Origin of the sequence: Collinsella sp. i06-0019-1H4, from assembly GCF_042849575.1 — a bacterium.
In the GTDB taxonomy this organism is placed as follows: domain Bacteria; phylum Actinomycetota; class Coriobacteriia; order Coriobacteriales; family Coriobacteriaceae; genus Collinsella.
Genome location: NZ_BAABYB010000001.1, coordinates 664,011 through 679,074 on the forward strand (window position 1 = coordinate 664,011; position 15,064 = coordinate 679,074).

A 15,064-nucleotide genomic window follows, 5' to 3' on the forward strand; every position below is an offset into this window, starting at 1 on the left:
TGAATCGGTGGAACTAAATAACGATTCCGTTGCAGTGGTCGATTTCGTGCTGGATGATCTCGGCGGTGTAGCCCGAGAAGTTTTTGATGCGGCGGACAAAGTTCTCGTCCAAATACTCAACCTTAATGCGGCGATAGCGGGTGCAGGGACGCTCGCCGATTAGCGAGAGGCATCCTTCGCTTGTCTGATAGGCATTGACCTGCTCAAGAATTTGAGGATTGTACATCAGGAGCGTCCTGTTGCCGTCCTTTACGCAGATGATGCGTTTGCGCACGCCGATCATGTTGGCGGCGAGGCCCACGCACTCGCGCTCATGCTCGTGGAGTGTATCTAGGAGATCCTGCCCGGTCGCGGCATCGTCGGGTCCCGCGTCTTCGGAAGGCAGACGCAAAAAGAACTCGGATTTCATGATGGGCTTAATCATGGCGGGCTCCTCATGTCTTATGCTTTCGTGGACTTTTAATAATAGCGCGGAAGGAAAGCTACGCGTCCGCGTTACAATCTTTCGACGTTGGACCATGTTGCCAGACTCGTCGTGTACGGCGTCTGGCGTAAGTCTAGGGCTCATTTTTCGCCCTGGACTGTTCCTCTGGGGCGATGCGACTGTCGTTCCAAGAGGAAGGAAATGCATGGGGAGCAAATCTCAGCAACAAGTTAGAGTAACGCCATCGGGCACTGCGGCGCTTCTCGTCGTAATGTATATTGCAGCCTTTGTCGCCGCGTTTAACGAGAACATCATTAACGTGGCGTTGCACGACATTATGGCGGCCTTTTCGGTGAGTGCCACCACGGCGCAGTGGCTCGTTTCGGGCTACATGATCGTGACGTCGATCTTTACGGCCATCATGGCCTTCCTGTCCGGCCGTTTCTCGACGCGCAAGCTGCTGTTTTTCGCATGCGGATGCATGGTCGCCGGCGAAGTCCTGTGCCTGGTCGCTTCGTCGTTTAGCGTTTTGCTGCCAAGTCGTATTTTGCAGGCTGCGGGATCGGGCATCTTGTTCCCGCTCATGATGAACGTGGTGCTGTCATGCGCTCCGCGCGAGAAGCTCGGCCTGTATCTGAGCCTGGGCGGTGCCTGCATTACGCTGGGGCCGGCGTTTGGACCCGTGATCAGCGGTCTTATGTGTACGTTGTTTGGCTGGAGGGCGGTGTTCGTAGTGCCGCTGGTGGGCGGCATTGTGGTCGCTGTGGCGGGCGCAAAGCTTGTTCAGAATGTTGGAGAGCGCTCGAACACTACGCTTGATATTCTGTCGGTTGTTTTGCTCGCGGCCGGCATTACGGCATTTGTGTATTCCGTAGGCGAGTTCTCGACCAATCTGATTGCCAGTATCGTGGCGCTCTTCACCGCCATTGTGCTGCTCGGCCTGTTTGCCGCCCGTCAGCTCAAGCTCGAACATCCGGTGCTTAACGTGCGTCCCATGGCGAGCGTTCGCTTTTGGCCTGCGTGCCTGCTTGTGGTGGTGTCGATGATGACGACGTTCTCGATGAGCGTTTTGTTGCCGCTCTATTTTGAGGGCGCATACAGAATGACCGCACTTGTTGCGGGCTTGCTCATTTTGCCGGCGATTGCCTGCAACGCCGTGACCTCGATTGTGGGCGGACGCGTGATGGACGCCCGTGGCGCATGGCCGCTGCTGCCGGTCGGCTTTGCCCTGATTGCCGTGGGGCAGACTGCCATCTCGATGACGGCGGCAAGCATGAACATCGGCGTCGTCGTGGCGCTGACCGTTGTGGTGTATGCCGGAGTCGGTTTGGTGCTGAGCCCCTCGCAAACGGCCGGCTTGGAGACGCTGCCTGCCGCTGAGCATCCTCACGGAACGGCATTGCTCAACACGTGGAACATGATTGCCGCATCGTTTGGCCCGTCGCTGTTTATCGGCCTGCTCTCGAGTTCTGCGGCGACTGCCGGTGTCGCTGGCGCTGCGACGGACGTTGCCCAGGCGATTGGATTTGCAGCTGCCGTGCGTGTGGCGGCTGTAATTGCCGTGGTTGGGTTCGCGACGTCGCTGGTGTACGCTCGTCGCGAGTCGCACATGTCGCATTAATGTGTGCACATAGATTCTGCAGCTAGATTGGATGGCGACACCATAAACTAATGGACGTTTTGCCGAGAGGCATGAATGTTTAAAGCGCAAAGAGTGCGCGACGGGCCCCGCGAATGGGGCGATGATGCCCGAGAGGGCCAAGAAGGAGTCTCATGTCTGAGAACGAGGAGATCATGAACGAGACCGAGAACGAGACCATGGCTGCCGAGGTCGAGGCAGTCGAGACCGTGGAGACCGAAGCTGCCGAGGTTGAGGCTGCTGACGAGGTTTCCGCCGAGGAGGAGGCCGAGGTTGTCGAGGCCGCCGTTGATTACGATGACGAAGAGCTGATGGACAAGATGCAGAAGGCCGCCCGCCTGCTGCGTAGCCGTCGCTTTGCTATTTCCAAGGAGGAGGAGGCCAAGGCCGAGCGCATGGCGAACATCGAGCGCGCCATCAAGCTTCTTGACCTCAAGCCCAAGATGGAGCAGAAGGAAATGTCCGACCTGCTGGGTATGCGCCTTCGTGAGCTCGATGGCCTGATGGCCGAGGCCGAGGCTGCCGATCTGGTCGGCCGCATCGACGACGCCGAGGGCGATATGCGCAAGATCGTCGTCTTCGCTGCCGAGGATGCCGCTGAGGGCCTGGTCGAGCTTGCCAACAAGAAGGAGAAGCTCCTGCCCGAGCTTTCTTACGAGGAGGCTACCGAGCTGATGGCCGCTCTCGATAAGGTTATCGCTCCGCTCGTCGCCATGGGCCTGGACGAGGACCGCGGTCCTCGCGGCGGCCGTGACGACCGCGGTGGCCGTGGCGGCGACCGTGGCGGTCGCGGCGGCTTTGGCGATCGCGGTGGCCGTGGCGGCGACCGTGGCGGTCGCGGTGGCGATCGCGGTGGCCGCGGCGGCTTTGGTGACCGTGGCGGCGACCGTGGCGGTCGCGGCGGCTTTGGCGGCAACCGTGGTGGCTATGGCGACCGCGGCGGCAACCGTGGCGGCTTTGGCGGCAACCGTGGTAACGACCGCGGTGGCCGTGGCGGCGATCGCGGTGGCCGCAACGGTGGCGGCTTCCGCGGCAACCGTTTTTAGTTACGGCGTTTTACCAAACGCCGTAACGGGCCGACGCTGCGCGGGCCGCATTTGGACAATCTGACGTTCAACTTCAAGGGCGCGACCAGAAGGTCAGCGCCCTTTCGTTTCACGCCACCTTGTCTCAAATGCGACCCGCTCGCTGACTTATGCTCAACCTATGGCGTCATCTCGCCCCAAAAGGGCCTCCCTCGCTCTGGCGGGTTTTCGCTGTCGGTACCAAAATATCGGCGTTGCCTTGATCCAAACCTACCAAAAGGGGGACAAGTTTATTTTGGTCGGTTTTATCTGGGCAAACGTGGCCGTCTATCGCAATGTAGTCGTTGGGAACGTTCTTGTTTGACTAGTCGTTTAAGAACATCCCCAACGACTACATAGCATGAGAGTGGATAATCTCCCGGTTTGAGTCTGCATTCGAGCTCAAAGTGGGAGATTATCCACTCTCATTTGCTATGCGTCCGAAAATCCACGCTCGTTTGATTTCTGCCTACATTTGGAGGAAGAGCTCGTGGAGGCGGGTGTCGTCGTCGAGCTCGGGGTGGAAGGTGACACCGAGCTGTTTGTCTTGACGGGCGGCGACGATACGGCCATCGACTTCGGCCAAGGCCTTGGCGTCGCCGTGCACCTCGACGATGCGGGGCGCACGGATAAATGTTAATGGCACTTCACCGTCGATGCCGTCTACCTGCCCCTTGGTGTGAAAGCTGCCGAGCTGTCTGCCATAGGCATTACGCTCAACGAGTACATCCATGGTTGCCAGGCGCGGCGTCCCCTTATCGTCGTGGGCGGCAAGGTCGCGCGCCAGCAGAATCAAGCCGGCGCAAGTTCCCAATACAGGCATGCCTTCAACAATGCGGGTGCGAAGCCCCTCGAGCATACCGAGTTCGGCAAGTAGCTTGCCCTGAACGGTGGACTCGCCGCCGGGAAGGACCAGGCGGTCAAAGTTCTGCTGCAAATCGGCCGCCTGCCTCAGCTCAATACAGTGTGCGCCCAGCTCGGATAGTCTTGCCTCGTGCTCGGCAAAAGCGCCTTGGACCGCCAGCACGGCGACCGTCTGGTCTGCATAATCGCTCATGTGCGATCCTTTCTGCCGGACTAGCGCCCGCGCTCCTCCATGATAATCTCGATCTCATCGGCGTTGATGCCCACCATGGCCTCGCCCAGGTCCTCCGAAAGCTCGGCGATGAGCTTGGCGTCGGTGAAGTTGGCCACGGCCTTGACGATGGCGGCTGCGCGCTTGGCGGGGTCGCCGCTCTTAAAGATGCCCGAGCCGACAAAGACGCCCTCGGCGCCCAGCTGCATCATCAGCGCGGCGTCGGCGGGGGTCGCTACGCCTCCGGCGGCAAAGTTCACCACGGGAAGCTTGCCCGTGGCATGGACCTCGCGTACTAGCTCGACCGGAACCTGCAGTTGCTTGGCTGCCTCAAAGAGCTCATCATCGCGCAGAGCAACAACGTCGCGGATCTGCTTTTGGATCTTGCGCATGTGGCGTACAGCCTGGACGACGTCGCCCGTGCCTGGCTCGCCCTTGGTGCGGATCATCGTGGCACCCTCGGCAACACGGCGCAGCGCCTCGCCCAGGTCGCGGGCACCGCAGACAAACGGCACGTCAAACTGGGTCTTGTCGATATGGTAGACATCGTCGGCGGGGGAGAGAACCTCGGACTCGTCGATGTAATCGATCTCGATGGCCTGCAGGACCTGCGCCTCGACAATGTGGCCGATGCGGCACTTGGCCATGACGGGGATGGAGACGGCCTCTTGAATGCCCTTGATCATCTTGGGGTCACTCATGCGCGAGACGCCGCCTGCGGCACGGATGTCGGCCGGGATGCGTTCGAGTGCCATGACGGCGCAGGCGCCCGCCTCTTCGGCGATGCGTGCCTGCTCGGGCGTGGTGACGTCCATGATGACGCCGCCCTTGAGCATCTGCGCGAGCTCGCGGTTGAGTTTGACGCGATCGGCCTTGCTGGTCTGTTCTGCCATGGTTGCTCCCTTGGTTGGCATGTGCATTGCTTGACGGAACATCCTATCGGGGAGCTGGGTATGGCGAAATACTCAGTTTTCGAGATAATAACAAGGTCAGACTAATATCAGACTGAACAGCTCGATAAGGTCAGGTGGTAAACTCATGCTTGACTACAATTTGGAAAAACGCGGCGAAGCATCGCTCTATGAGTATGTTTACCAGCAAATTCGAGATGATATCGTAGCTGGACGCATTGCGGCGGGGGAACATCTTCCGTCTAAGCGCGCCTTTGCCAGTCATCTGGGAATCAGTGTCATTACCATCGAGAATGCATATAGCCAGTTACTTGCCGAGGGTTATATTTGCTCAAAGCCGCGGCGTGGCTACTACGCTTGCGAGCTTCCTGATGCACCGGTTTTGCCTTTGGCTACAGGGAACATCGACCGAGATGCCGTCTCTGTGGGTCCTAGCGCGCATGATGCCAACGGACAGGTCGAGCGATTCGATGCGCTCTCTCCTTCCGCTTTGGAGGCGGCGCGGCTTTGGCAAAGCGCACTGCGGGCGACGCTGGCATCCGAAGACGAGCGCGAAATCTTCTCGCCCGCGCCCGCGCAGGGCACCGCTCGGCTACGACGCGCAATTGCTCACCATCTGCGCGGGACAAGGGGTATGAATGTCGACCCCGACAACATCGTTATCGGTGCAGGCGCCCAGTTGCTCGATGCCATGTTGGTTCAGCTGCTTGGCGCGGACAAGGTGTATGCCATTGAGGACCCGGGCTATTTGCGCCTGACGCGCATCTATCAGGCTATGGGCTGCAAAGTTCGACATATCCCGTTGGATGATGAGGGCGTGGACTTGAGCGCTCTGCAGAAAACCGGGACCGATGTCCTTCACCTGATGCCGTCTCATCAGTATCCAACCGGCCTGGTGACGAGCATCGCGCGCCGATATGCGCTGCTGAGCTGGGCCGCCGAGCGACCAGGTCGGTATCTCATCGAAGATGACTTTGATTGTGAGTTTCGCCTTGCCGGCAAGCCGATTCCTGCGCTTGCGTCGATCGATGCCGCCCAGTCGGTTATCTACACCAACACGTTTTCGAAGAGCCTGTCATCGGCATTGCGCCTAGCGTACATGGTGTTGCCCGATGAGCTAATGGAGCGGTTTAGGTGCAACCTTGGTTTTTACGCCTCGTCGGTGAGCTCTGTTGACCAGGTCGCTTTGGCGCGTTTGCTGGAATCGGGTGATTACGAGCGACATGTGAACCGCGTGCGCGTTCGTGCTCGTGAGGCGCGTGATAGCCTGACGGCGCTTGTGCGGAAAGCGTTTCCGACGGGGGAGGTCTCAATCGAGCATGCAGACGCGGGCCTTTACTGCACCGTTGCCCTGTCCGAGGACGGAGCGGGGAAGAGTTTCGCGAAGGCTCTTGCTGACGCTCGTATTTCCTATGTCAACATCGCCGATTGCCTGTGGCCGGGTGATCGGGCATCGACTAAGAGCGCTCCATCTTGCGTCCTCATTCAATACGACGACCTGAGCCCTCAGTCGCTCATCGTTCTTCAAGAACAGCTGCAATAAGCCCACGAAAAAGGCCCGAACCAATACGGTCCGGGCCTCATCGAGCTAGAGGTTATGTCTCAGGCGGTTGGCTTAGCCAAAGTAGCGCTTGAGCAGGCCGGCGAAAGCCTTGCCGTGGCGAGCCTCGTCGCGAGCCATCTCGTGCACGGTGTCGTGGATGGCATCGAGACCAGCGGCCTTGGCGCGCTTGGCGAGATCGGTCTTGCCGGCGGTGGCGCCGTTCTCGGCCTCAACGCGCATCTCGAGGTTCTTCTTGGTGGAGTCGGTCACGACCTCGCCCAGGAGCTCGGCGAACTTGGCGGCATGCTCTGCCTCCTCGTGGGCAGCCTTCTCCCAGTACAGGCCGATCTCGGGATAGCCCTCGCGATGAGCGACGCGAGCCATGGCCAGGTACATACCGACCTCGGAGCACTCGCCCTCAAAGTTGGCGCGCAGGTCGGCAACGATGTCCTCGGAGACGCCCTCCATCTTGGCGACGCCCACGACGTGCTCGGCAGCCCACTCGAACTGGCCCTCCTCCTGCTTCAGGAAACGAGAACCGGGAACGCCGCACTGGGGGCACTTGAAGTCCTCGGGCAGCTGGTCGCCGTCGAACTCTTCCACATAACCGCAAACGGGGCAAACAAACTTCATGATTCGATCCTTTCGATCGATGGCGATGGTGCGCTCGCCCGGTCCCATAAGGGCCCTCTCCGGACGTGCGTCTTGACGAGTTCTATTATCCATAAATGAGACTGAAAGTGAAGCCTATTAGGAATGATTTTTAATAAAACAATTTTGAGATATGAAGATGTTGATTGATTAACGATTAGCAGGCCGTCTTTGACCGCCGCTGAGTACAATCGGTCGAGCAAATGTTGACCAATCAACAAATGAGGGTGTTTCCTTTATGCATCTAGCCCGCCGCGCCTGGTGCCGAACGTATCAAACGGTTTTTCGCATCGCATTGCCGTTGCTGCCCTATACCGAGCCACGCATTCTGGAACACGCTGAGGATGTGCCCACAGTGCTTCAAGAGCGTTCGATACAGCGGGTTCTTATCGTGACGGATCCCGGCATTGCCCGTCTGGGGCTCACGGCACCGCTCGAGACAGCGCTCGCGTCCAAGGGAATTGGCGCTGCGGTCTATGCCAAAACATCAGCGAATCCCACGGTCTCAAATGTGGAGGAAGCGGCGTCCCTGTATCGAGAGAGCGCCTGCCAGGCCATTATCGGCTTTGGCGGTGGCTCGGCCATGGACTGTGCCAAGGGCGTGGGAGCACGTATCGCGCAGCCAAACAAGCCCATCAACAAGATGCGCGGCCTGCTGCGGATTCATCGTCGCCTGCCGCTGCTCATCGCCGTTCCCACCACGGCAGGCACGGGAAGCGAGGTCACGCTTGCGGCGGTAATTACCGATGACGAGACGCACTACAAGTACCCCATTAACGACTTTGTGCTCATCCCGCGCTTTGCGGTGCACGACCCCGAGTTTACGCGCGGTCTGCCCGCCTCCATTACGGGGCAGACGGGCATGGACGCCCTGACGCATGCCGTCGAGGCCTTTATCGGGCGAAGCACTACGCCCTATACGCGCAAGATGGCGCGACAGGCGGTGCAGCTCATCCACGACAATTTGCTCGAGGCCTATGAGCACGGCGACAACATGCGTGCGCGCCGCAATATGCTTTCGGCGGCGTATAAGGCGGGTGTTGCCTTTACGCGCTCCTATGTTGGATACGTTCATGCCATCGCACACAGTCTAGGCGGGCGTTACGGGATTCCGCACGGCTTGGCCAACGCCATCATCCTGCCGCATATGCTTCGCGCCTATGGCGAAACTGCTGCTCCAAAGCTCGCCGATCTCGCCCGCATGGCCGGTATCGCGCCGGTTGACGCGCAGGACAGCCTGGCGGCCGAGGCCTTTATCGATTGGGTCGATCGAATGAATGCCGCCTTGGACATTCCCAAATATGTTTCGGGCATTCGCCGCTCCGACATTCCGCAGATGGCGGTGCATGCCGATGCCGAGGCCAATCCCCTGTACCCCGTTCCGCTTTTGATGGACCGTTTGGAGCTCGAGCGTATGTACGAGGTCGTCGCGGGTGGTATGTTTGAGGACGAGAACTAGGAGGGTGCCATGAACACCGAGGAAATTGCGCGCATCGTCGGCGATCAGCGCACCTACTTTAAGACGCACGCCACGTTTGATGTCGATGCTCGACGCCGCGCGCTCGTGAGTTTACGCGATACGGTACGGGCGCACGAGGCCGATATTGCCCATGCGCTCAAGACCGATTTGGGAAAGTCGCATGACGAGGCGTATATGTGCGAGATCGGCACGTCGCTTTCCGAGATTCGTCATCAGATCGCTCATGTGGCTCGATGGAGTCGTCCGCGCCTGCGTCCGTGTGACCTTGCCAACGCCGTGAGTGTGTGCAAAACGCAAGCCGTGCCCTATGGCGTCACGCTCATCATGGCGCCCTGGAACTACCCGTTTTTGCTAACGCTCGAGCCGCTCGCCGGCGCTCTTGCCGCGGGCAATACCGTGGTCATCAAGCCGAGCGCCTATGCTCCGACATCGAGCGCGGTGCTCAAGCAAATCTGTGAAGAGGCATTTGATCCGCGCCTGGTGACGGTTGTCGAGGGCGGGCGCGCCGAAAACGAAGCGCTGCTCGACGAGTGCTGGGACAAGATTTTCTTTACCGGTAGCGTTCCGGTCGGCAAGCTCGTCATGGAGCGCGCAAGTAAAAACCTTACGCCCGTGACGCTTGAGCTGGGCGGAAAGAGTCCCTGCATCGTGGATGCGACGGCAAACTTGAAGGTCGCGGCACGGCGCATCGCCTTTGGTAAATGGCTCAACGTGGGGCAGACCTGCGTGGCGCCCGACTACCTGCTGGTCGATACGAGCGTGCACGACGAGCTGCTGGGGCTCATCAAGGAAGAGGCCCACCGTATGTTTGGCGAGCATCCGCTCGATAACGAGGATTACGGCCATATCGTCAACGCCAAGCATTTTGCGCGCGTGCGCGGGCTGATCGATCCCTATAAGGTTGTGCTGGGAGGCACAGCGCGCGAGTCATCGCTCAAGATTGAGCCGACAATTCTAGACGGCGTGGCGCCTGAGGACGCCGTAATGCAGGAGGAGATTTTCGGTCCCATCTTACCGGTGCTGTCGTTTGAGAGCTTGGATGAGGCCGAGGCATTCATTACGAATCGCCCGACGCCGCTGGCCCTGTATATCTTTAGCCAGGATCGCGCAGTTCAGCAGCGTTTTGTGCGTTACGTGCCTTTTGGTGGCGGCTGTGTCAACGACACCATCATGCATTTGGCCACGAGCCATATGGGCTTTGGCGGCATGGGTGCGAGCGGTATGGGGCAGTACCATGGCCGCGAGAGCTTCGATACGTTTAGCCACAAGAAGAGCATCGTGAACAAGGCAACCTGGCTGGACGTGCCATTCCGCTATGCTCCTTACGCAAGCTGGAAGCACAAGTTCGTGCGCATGTTTGTGCATTAGAATCAGATGGCGTAAGGACAAACGGTCGAAAAGACGCAGACAGGATGAATTTGTGTCCGCACGAGCTCGTAGACTTCTCAATAAGGTTAAGCGCCGGTTTATCCGGCCGTTAGAGGAGTTGCCATGTACGAGCCTTCGCGTGTTCTTCTGTCGTTTCATATTGCGGGATTTCAGTATGCCGACGGCGCTTTGGTCCTAGGCGATCTTAAAGCGGGCGATAAACTGACGCTGTGCGCCGAGCGCGATAATCCCCATGATCCCGAGGCGGTTGCGATCTACTATGGCAAGACCAAACTTGGCTATGTTCCGGGAAACGAGGTCGGCCCGCTGTCCTTGATGATGTATTACGGCCATGAGGACGTATTTGAGGTCCGCGTGCAGCAGGTTGCTCCCGAGCGCAGCCCGTGGCATCAGGTGCGCGTTGGCCTCTACGTGGTGGACGCTCGCTAATCGGCAAGGGAGGCGGCCATGTTTGATGGCGATGATCTGTTCGATCTGGCAGACGATCCGTTTGAGTGGGATATGCTACTCGATGACGATGAGTTGGAGCAGGATCGTAAGAAGCGCCAGGACAAGAACGCCCGGGGTGACGCGTCGAAAAAGCAAGACAAGCGCCGCCGGGGCCTGTTCGGTGGGCTCTTTGGCTAACCGCCGCGCCAAAGCGTCTGTATACTAGGCACGTGTTAGACGCATTGCGAAATGAGGACAGAGACGATGATGTGGTTTACCGCCGACCTGCACCTGGGCGATACGAATATCTTGCACGACATGGACCGGCCGTTTGGCTCGGTCGAGGAGATGAACCGCAAGGTCATCGATGCCATCAATGAGTGCGTGGCGGCGGACGACCGTCTCTATATCCTGGGAGACTTTACGTATCGCTTGCCCATGGCGGAGGCGGTGCGCTTGCGCGAGCGCATCGAATGCCAGAACGTGACTCTCATCCGTGGCAACCATGACGGCGACTGGGGAGATCCTGGCGCACCGCAGATTTGGGAAGACGTGCGCGATTACCTGGAGATTGCTCCCGGCTATGCCAAGGGCCACCGTCTGGTTATGAGCCACTACCCCATGCTCAGTTGGAATGGCAAGGCGCGTGGCGCCATCATGCTGCACGGGCATATCCACAGCAGGGGAGACCGTACCAACGCGCGCAACCGCGATCGCGAACGCCCCATCTTCCGCTACGATGTCGGTCTCGATGCCAACGATTACAAGCCCGTAAGCCGAGACCAGATCTTGAGCTTCTTTGGACTGTAGCTGCAAGTGCAGGTAGAATAAACGCGCCGTGTGGATGGTCTACACGGTGCGTTTTAGTAGGAGCGATGATTCCATGAGGGCTATCCAGCGCATTAACCACAACGCTGCCATCTGCGAAGACGGAGCGGGGCGCCAGCTCATCGCGTTGGGTCGCGGCATCGGCTTTGGCGACATGCCGCACGAGGTCGACCTGGACGTCGTCACGCGCACCTTTTACGGCATCGATTCAAAGTATCTGGCGTTCATCGACGAGGTCGACCCCGAGGTGCTTGAGTTTTCTGCTCAGCTGGCAGATATTGCGACCGGACAGCTTTCGTACGAATTGAGTCCTAATCTGCCCATTACGCTGGCAGATCATATCCAGTTTGCCATTAAGCGCGCCCGTGAACATATGGTGGTGTCGTTGCCGCTCAAGCGCGATCTGGAGCAGCTGCATCCTATTGAGTATCGATTGGGCGAGCTAGCCGTTCGCGGCATTAAGAAAATTTTTGCCGTTCGCATGCCCCAGAGTGAGGCCGCGGGTATCGCCATGTCGATTATCAATGCGGCGATTAAGCCGAGCGAGCGGCGTGTACTTGCCGAGCAGCACGAGGAACATCTTCTCGATATGACGGTTGCGATTATTCAGGAAGAGTTGGGCGTGACGGTCGATCGCTCGTCGTTTGCTTTTACTCGCTTTGCCACCCATGTGCGCTATCTGCTCGATCGCGTGGCAAAGAAAGAGCCGATTGACACCGAGAACTCAGGTCTTTACGACGTGCTCGTGGAGCAATATCCTGCGGCATCGCGCTGCGCTCATCGTATTGACGCTCTGATTCAAGAGGCCTTTGGCGAGCCATTGGCCCAAGAAGAGCTCGTCTATCTGATCATGCACGTGAATCGCGTGGCTCCTGCAAGCTTGAATAAATAGGTTCTCTGGCGTTTTATTTCCGTCATAGTGACCGTTCGCGGGTCGTTTCCTACCGTTTGTCGGCAATCTGAGCCACAGTAAACGTATCTGCCGCATATACTCGCCGTGTGTTGGGTGTTACTCACGGTGCAGCTCCGAGAGGCACTACCGATTCTGTCGAGGCCATTATTGGGTCTCCGTCGGTTGTGCGTGGGGCTTTTTTCATGTCGATCCACCCGGGAATCACATGCAATGAAATCTCTTGCCAACGGGCGTCGCGCGCTGCGCAGGCGCGAGCGGAATCGTGCGTCTTGATGCTGTGAAGCCCCACAGACCTTTAGTTGGAAGAGAAGGGATTCGACATGGCTGTCGATAACAAGAAGATTGCCGAGGATGTGCTTGCTGCCGTCGGCGGCGCCTCCAATGTGACGAACGTGACGCACTGCATGACCCGCTTGCGTCTGAACCTCAAGGATCAGTCCATCCCCAATGACGATGAAGTTAAGAAGATCAAGGGTGTACTGGGCGCACAGTGGTCTGGCGGCCAGTATCAGGTCATCATTGGCCAGAACGTACCGAAGGTCTACGACGCCGCCATTGCGCTGGGAGTTAAAGGCGAAGGCTCCATTGACGAGAACCTCGATAGCGGCACCAAGGAGCCGCTGACGCTCAAGACTGTGGGCAACAAGATCCTCAACTATCTCTCCAAGACCATGGTCATGACGATCCCCATCATCATGGGCGCTGCCATGTTCCGTACCATCGCCGTGGTTTGCGGTGACGGCATGCTCGGTATTTGGTCTGCCGACTCCGACATCTACAACTTCTTCTACAACTGGATTTATAACGCTGGCTATTATTTCCTTCCCGTTTATTTGGGTTGGGCTGCTGCGAAGCAGCTTGGCTGCAGCCAGCCACTCGGCATGATGCTCGGCGGTGTGCTCATTGCTCCTGAGTTCATGACGTTGGTCAACGCTGCGGCGGATTCGGGCGTAACGACCACCATGGTCTACGGCGTACTGCCGGCCCAGCTGAACAACTATTCCTCCACCGTGCTCCCCATGGTTCTGTCCATGCCGGTGCTTATGGTCGTCGAGAAGTTCATGAAGAAGGTCGTTCCCGACATGCTCTCTACGGTGTTTGTACCCGTGGGCACCATGGCCGTCATGATTCCCGTTTCGCTGTGCGCTTTGGCTCCGATTGGCTCCATCCTGGGCAGCATGGTCGGCAACTTTATGTTCGGTCTCGGTAACGCCGGCGGCATCGTCACCATCCTCTCCCTCGTCGTCATTGCCGCACTTTGGGAGTTCCTAGTTATGACCGGTATGCACCAGGTCCTGCTTGCCCTTGGTATTGTGCAGCTGCTCACCCTGGGCTCCGACTCCTGCGTTATGGTCGCGGCCGGTATCTCTCAGTTCGCTACGTGGGGCATGGCCTTCGGTGCCTTCCTGCGCCTTAAGGAGACCGACGAGAAGGGCGCCATGCTCGGCTTCTCGCTCTCCGGTATCGTGGGCGGCGTGACGGAGCCCGCACTGTATGGCTGTGGCTTTAAGTACACTCGCTGCCTGGGCGCCATGGTTGCCGGCGGTGCTATCGGCGGTTTGATCGCAGCCCTCACCAATGTGACAACGTATGTTCTGGGCGCGACCAATATTCTGGGCGTCACCGGCTTTGTTGCCGGCGGAACGGCTAATCTCGTCTGGGGTTGCGTTGCATCGGGCGCTGCATTTGTTGCCGCCGCTGCCATCGCCTACCTCTTTGGCTTTAGCAAGGATCAGCTCGAGGAAGATGTTGCTGCCGCTAAGGCTTAAGACATCTGTTTAGGTAGGATAATTACCTGGGGCACTTGGCTACACTCCAAGTGCCCCTTTCCATAGATTGGAGTCGTTATGAAGCAATTGCTTATTCGTGCCGATGATATCGGTTATTCGTATGCTGTTGACCTGGGGATTGCCCGAAGCGTCAACGAGGGCCTGGTGCGCTCGGCGGGCCTTATGCCTAATATGCCCGAGGCCGAGCGTGGGTGGTCGCTCGTGGCGGATGCCGATATTGCAGTGGGCCAGCATACCAACGTGTGCCTGGGCAAGCCGTGCGCCGATCCGGCGCTCATCCCGAGCATGCTCAACGAGAGCGGCGAGTTCCATAGCAGCCGTACCTTCCGTGAGCATTTTAAGCGCGGTGAGGAGCTGATAGACTTCGACGAGGCCTGCATCGAGATCCGCGCACAGCACGACCGTTTTGTCGAGATTGTGGGCCGCGAGCCCGATTACTTTGAGGCCCATGCCGTCATGAGCGAAAACCTTAACCGAGCGATCTCGGCGGTTGCCCAGGAGCTGGGCCTTAAGGAGCAAAAGGCGAGCTTCGACCCCACGGCGGTGGTGCGTTGCGGAAATACTGATCTGCGCATGGTGATGCATTCGATGGAGCCGGGCTACGAACCCAAGGACTCGATTATGCAGACGGTTCGCGAGATGTCCGACGGCGAGACGGTCGTCTTTGTGTGCCACCCGGGCTATCTCGATCGGTTTATCCTCGAGAACAGCTCGCTTACGACCGATCGTACCAAGGAAGTCGACGCGCTGATCGACCCTGAGCTGCGCGCTTGGCTCGGGTCTCAACCTGATCTTCGCCTGGTCGACTATCGCGACCTGTAGTGACCCATGCCACCACAAAGGGGACAGGCACCTTTGTGGTGGTTCTGGCGCCGTTGCCATTCTGGCGGCGGCGCCTTTTTGTCCGTGCGGCGCGGTAGAGTGTAGT

General features: G+C 58.7%; 15 protein-coding genes. 11 read left to right on the plus strand and 4 right to left on the minus strand.

The features are described from left to right. Positions 1–13: 13 nt before the first annotated feature. The gene (locus tag ACGHEN_RS02800) at positions 14–424 is read right to left on the minus strand and encodes a peptide deformylase (protein WP_390397205.1); all 411 of its coding nucleotides are present in this window, start codon (positions 422–424) and stop codon (positions 14–16) included. 205 nt (positions 425–629) lie between these two features. Between ACGHEN_RS02800 and ACGHEN_RS02805 the strand changes: the two genes are divergently transcribed. Continuing rightward, positions 630–2,045, plus strand: a complete 1,416-nt coding sequence (locus ACGHEN_RS02805; RefSeq protein WP_390397207.1) for an MFS transporter — start codon at positions 630–632, stop codon at positions 2,043–2,045. Positions 2,046–2,197: 152 nt separating this feature from the next. Beyond that, positions 2,198–3,109, plus strand: coding sequence for a hypothetical protein (locus tag ACGHEN_RS02810; RefSeq protein WP_035137032.1), 912 nt, complete (start codon positions 2,198–2,200; stop codon positions 3,107–3,109). Positions 3,110–3,596: 487 nt separating this feature from the next. Here ACGHEN_RS02810 and pdxT read toward each other — a convergent pair whose 3' ends face one another. Together pdxT and pdxS are read right to left on the minus strand one after the other, a co-directional pair. After that, positions 3,597–4,184, minus strand: coding sequence for a pyridoxal 5'-phosphate synthase glutaminase subunit PdxT (pdxT, locus tag ACGHEN_RS02815; protein ID WP_390397208.1), 588 nt, complete (start codon positions 4,182–4,184; stop codon positions 3,597–3,599). Positions 4,185–4,204: 20 nt separating this feature from the next. Next, complete coding sequence (pdxS, locus tag ACGHEN_RS02820; protein WP_022094325.1) at positions 4,205–5,095, minus strand: pyridoxal 5'-phosphate synthase lyase subunit PdxS; 891 nt, start codon at positions 5,093–5,095, stop codon at positions 4,205–4,207. Positions 5,096–5,240: 145 nt separating this feature from the next. On the opposite strand from pdxS, the gene ACGHEN_RS02825 reads away from it, so the two are divergent. After that, positions 5,241–6,656, plus strand: a complete 1,416-nt coding sequence (locus ACGHEN_RS02825) for a PLP-dependent aminotransferase family protein (RefSeq protein WP_390397211.1) — start codon at positions 5,241–5,243, stop codon at positions 6,654–6,656. 72 nt (positions 6,657–6,728) lie between these two features. Here the strand turns inward: ACGHEN_RS02825 and ACGHEN_RS02830 are convergent, their stop codons facing one another. Next, the gene (locus ACGHEN_RS02830) at positions 6,729–7,292 is read right to left on the minus strand and encodes a ferritin family protein (protein WP_390399363.1); all 564 of its coding nucleotides are present in this window, start codon (positions 7,290–7,292) and stop codon (positions 6,729–6,731) included. Positions 7,293–7,545: 253 nt separating this feature from the next. On the opposite strand from ACGHEN_RS02830, the gene ACGHEN_RS02835 reads away from it, so the two are divergent. The 8 genes from ACGHEN_RS02835 to ACGHEN_RS02870 all read left to right on the plus strand — a co-directional run bounded on the left by ACGHEN_RS02835 (position 7,546) and on the right by ACGHEN_RS02870 (position 14,958). Further along, positions 7,546–8,766: an iron-containing alcohol dehydrogenase gene (locus ACGHEN_RS02835; protein ID WP_390397212.1), complete on the plus strand. Its 1,221-nt coding sequence runs from the start codon at positions 7,546–7,548 to the stop codon at positions 8,764–8,766. A gap of 9 nt (positions 8,767–8,775) precedes the next feature. Next, positions 8,776–10,155 carry an aldehyde dehydrogenase gene (locus tag ACGHEN_RS02840; protein ID WP_390397213.1) on the plus strand — a complete coding sequence of 460 codons (1,380 nt, stop codon included), beginning with the start codon at positions 8,776–8,778 and terminating at the stop codon, positions 10,153–10,155. A gap of 123 nt (positions 10,156–10,278) precedes the next feature. Continuing rightward, positions 10,279–10,605, plus strand: a complete 327-nt coding sequence (locus ACGHEN_RS02845) for an HIRAN domain-containing protein (protein ID WP_390397215.1) — start codon at positions 10,279–10,281, stop codon at positions 10,603–10,605. An 18-nt stretch (positions 10,606–10,623) separates the two neighbouring features. After that, positions 10,624–10,803: a hypothetical protein gene (locus ACGHEN_RS02850; RefSeq protein WP_390397217.1), complete on the plus strand. Its 180-nt coding sequence runs from the start codon at positions 10,624–10,626 to the stop codon at positions 10,801–10,803. A gap of 66 nt (positions 10,804–10,869) precedes the next feature. Then, positions 10,870–11,415, plus strand: a complete 546-nt coding sequence (locus tag ACGHEN_RS02855; protein WP_390397219.1) for a metallophosphoesterase — start codon at positions 10,870–10,872, stop codon at positions 11,413–11,415. A gap of 73 nt (positions 11,416–11,488) precedes the next feature. After that, on the plus strand, positions 11,489–12,325 hold the full coding sequence (locus ACGHEN_RS02860; protein ID WP_390397221.1) for a PRD domain-containing protein: 837 nt from the start codon (positions 11,489–11,491) through the stop codon (positions 12,323–12,325). Between the two features lie 341 nt (positions 12,326–12,666). Beyond that, positions 12,667–14,115 carry a PTS transporter subunit EIIC gene (locus tag ACGHEN_RS02865; protein WP_390397223.1) on the plus strand — a complete coding sequence of 483 codons (1,449 nt, stop codon included), beginning with the start codon at positions 12,667–12,669 and terminating at the stop codon, positions 14,113–14,115. A 78-nt stretch (positions 14,116–14,193) separates the two neighbouring features. Further along, complete coding sequence (locus ACGHEN_RS02870; protein WP_390397225.1) at positions 14,194–14,958, plus strand: ChbG/HpnK family deacetylase; 765 nt, start codon at positions 14,194–14,196, stop codon at positions 14,956–14,958. Positions 14,959–15,064: the final 106 nt, after the last annotated feature.

Coding starts and splice junctions, on each gene's coding strand:
- ACGHEN_RS02800 (WP_390397205.1), bottom strand. CDS start 424: ATGATTAAGCCCATCATGAAATCCGAGTTCTTTTTGCGTCTGCCTTCC.
- ACGHEN_RS02805 (WP_390397207.1), top strand. CDS start 630: ATGGGGAGCAAATCTCAGCAACAAGTTAGAGTAACGCCATCGGGCACT.
- ACGHEN_RS02810 (WP_035137032.1), top strand. CDS start 2,198: ATGTCTGAGAACGAGGAGATCATGAACGAGACCGAGAACGAGACCATG.
- pdxT (WP_390397208.1), bottom strand. CDS start 4,184: ATGAGCGATTATGCAGACCAGACGGTCGCCGTGCTGGCGGTCCAAGGC.
- pdxS (WP_022094325.1), bottom strand. CDS start 5,095: ATGGCAGAACAGACCAGCAAGGCCGATCGCGTCAAACTCAACCGCGAG.
- ACGHEN_RS02825 (WP_390397211.1), top strand. CDS start 5,241: ATGCTTGACTACAATTTGGAAAAACGCGGCGAAGCATCGCTCTATGAG.
- ACGHEN_RS02835 (WP_390397212.1), top strand. CDS start 7,546: ATGCATCTAGCCCGCCGCGCCTGGTGCCGAACGTATCAAACGGTTTTT.
- ACGHEN_RS02840 (WP_390397213.1), top strand. CDS start 8,776: ATGAACACCGAGGAAATTGCGCGCATCGTCGGCGATCAGCGCACCTAC.
- ACGHEN_RS02845 (WP_390397215.1), top strand. CDS start 10,279: ATGTACGAGCCTTCGCGTGTTCTTCTGTCGTTTCATATTGCGGGATTT.
- ACGHEN_RS02850 (WP_390397217.1), top strand. CDS start 10,624: ATGTTTGATGGCGATGATCTGTTCGATCTGGCAGACGATCCGTTTGAG.
- ACGHEN_RS02855 (WP_390397219.1), top strand. CDS start 10,870: ATGATGTGGTTTACCGCCGACCTGCACCTGGGCGATACGAATATCTTG.
- ACGHEN_RS02860 (WP_390397221.1), top strand. CDS start 11,489: ATGAGGGCTATCCAGCGCATTAACCACAACGCTGCCATCTGCGAAGAC.
- ACGHEN_RS02865 (WP_390397223.1), top strand. CDS start 12,667: ATGGCTGTCGATAACAAGAAGATTGCCGAGGATGTGCTTGCTGCCGTC.
- ACGHEN_RS02870 (WP_390397225.1), top strand. CDS start 14,194: ATGAAGCAATTGCTTATTCGTGCCGATGATATCGGTTATTCGTATGCT.